Here is a 2,316-nt window from a genome sequence, read left to right on the forward strand (position 1 = left end):
CTTTTTTTGAGTCAGCCCCTTTTTTTAGGAAGGAAGTGTTAGGTTGGAACAACAGTTGAATCAACGCATCGTTTATTTAGATGTGTTACGGGGTTTTGCATTATGCGGAATTCTATTCGTCAATATGCCAAGTTTTCTTGGAGATCGATCATATGCGATGATGGGAGAAGCGGACCAATGGATTCGTCTGTTTTTTGACCTTTTCATCCAGACGAAATTCTATACGCTGTTTAGTGTCTTGTTCGGAGCAGGATTCTATTTGTTCATCCAGCGTTTGCGACAAAAAGGATTATCGAAGATGATTTTTGCGCGTCGTCTGGGGATTCTTTTTCTCATTGGACTAGTGCATTTATGCTTGTGGCAGGGCGATATTTTACATACGTATGCGTTGACTGGTTTCATCTTGTTATTATTTACGAAAGCAAAGCCGATTACGAAAATGTTAGTTGCAGTCGTCGGTCAAGTGTATACTTTCCTGATTTACATATCGATTTACCAATATGCTAACGAATTCGGAGATGAATCGAGTATCGAAGAGAATGATTTCTTGCAATCGTTGGTCGCTTCCCGGGATATTGTCGGCTTCATTCACGATGAGATAACCGTTCAACTACCGCAATCCTTTCTGAACACCGGTATCATATGGCCGCAAATCCTGTCGCTGTTCTTAATCGGGGCATTGTTGATGGAACGTTTCAGCACACGACCGCCGACGAATCGTTTTCTCTGGTGGACGTTCGGAATCAGCCTGTTGCTGACGGTGCCATCATTCGTAGGAATCATTCATTCACATATGGACGTACCAGACGGTTCATCTAATCTCTTTTATGTCTGGTTATCAGGTCGGACGCTTGCTATCACCTATGCTTGTGCTGTCGCATTACTCGTCCGTGCTGGACGAATGCGGTGGTTTGCTGGACTGGGACGGATGGCATTGACGAACTATTTAATGCACACACTCGTCTTTACATGTTTCATCTTCCTGAGCGGTCAGTTTGAAACGACGCCTTTATGGCAAGGTCTGTTACTTGTATTCCTGATTTTGATTACGCAAGGTATCGCATCAAACAGATATCTAAAGCATCATGCACAAGGTCCTATGGAGAAATTGTGGCGAAAGGGAACATACGGGAAGAAAAATTATTGAAGTTCACGAGAACTTAACAATTTTTATGTAAAATGAAAGATGGAGGTGAAACATGCATCGTTTAATCGAAATCTTTCTAGTGTCGTTTAAGCTCGGATGGACGTCGTTCGGTGGTCCGGTCGCCCATCTCGGGTATTTTTATGAAGAATATGTCAAACGGAAAAAATGGATCGACGAGAAAGCCTATGCTGACTTAGTCGCGCTCTGTCAATTCTTACCCGGTCCAGCCTCGAGTCAGGTTGGAATGGGCATCGGACTGATCCGTGGTGGGGTAGCAGGAGCAATTATTTCCTTCATCGGCTTCACGTTGCCGTCGAGTATCGCCTTGATTCTGTTCGCGCTTCTTGCGACACGGTTCGACGTTGCAGAAGCTGGATTCATTCACGGATTAAAACTGGTTGCGGTCGCGATTGTCGCTGACGCCGTTCTGGGTATGGGAATGAAGCTTGCGACAGGTGCCAAACGCCTGACCTTGATGTTACTGGCGCTCGCAGCCGTGCTCTTGATCGCCCATCCATTGGTGCAAGTCGGAGTCTTACTACTCGCAGGTCTTATTGCTTTCTTCTGGTTCAAAGAAGAGACAGAGACAGGTGGTTCGTTGTCAATTCGCGTACCACGAATGTTTAGCGTCATCGCACTCGTCTTGTTTTTCGTCTTACTCGCTATCACACCGCTTCTCGCTCAAGCGACAACTGGAAACATTCAGCTGACGAGTATCATGTACAGTGCCGGAGCTCTCGTCTTTGGTGGCGGGCACGTCGTCTTGCCGTTTCTTGAGCAATCGCTCGTACCTGGACTCATGAATACGGATACGTTCCTTGCCGGATATGCAGCGGCACAAGCAGTACCGGGACCTCTCTTCACATTCGCGACGTATCTCGGTACGATCGTCTCTGGTATTTCTGGAGGCATCCTTGCGACGCTTGCGATTTTCTTTCCCGGTTTCTTACTCGTCATCGGTGTTTTGCCGTACTGGGATCGCATCCGAAAAAATCAGTCGGTTGGTCGGATGTTGATCGGGGTCAACGCTGCCGTCGTCGGTATCTTACTCGCGGCATTGTACGATCCGATTTTTACATCGAGTATTAAAAGTGGACTCGACTTCTTGATGGCTTTCGGATTATTTTGTCTGTTACGTTTTTATAAGCAGTCACCGCTTCGCATCGTTC

General features: G+C 46.4%; 2 protein-coding genes. Both read left to right on the forward strand.

Translation table 11 applies throughout. The annotated features are described in order from the left end of the window. The first annotated feature begins 43 nt into the window (after positions 1-43). Positions 44-1,147, forward strand: a complete 1,104-nt coding sequence (locus B4F99_RS08580; RefSeq protein ID WP_290756834.1) for a DUF418 domain-containing protein — start codon at positions 44-46, stop codon at positions 1,145-1,147. Positions 1,148-1,199: 52 nt separating this feature from the next. Further along, positions 1,200-2,316 (forward strand): chromate efflux transporter (gene chrA, locus B4F99_RS08585; protein ID WP_290756838.1); only part of this gene is annotated, 1,117 nt, incomplete at its 3' end.

Origin of the sequence: Exiguobacterium sp. UBA3491, assembly GCF_002377745.1 — a bacterium.
In the GTDB taxonomy this organism is placed as follows: Bacteria; Bacillota; Bacilli; order Exiguobacteriales; family Exiguobacteriaceae; genus Exiguobacterium_A.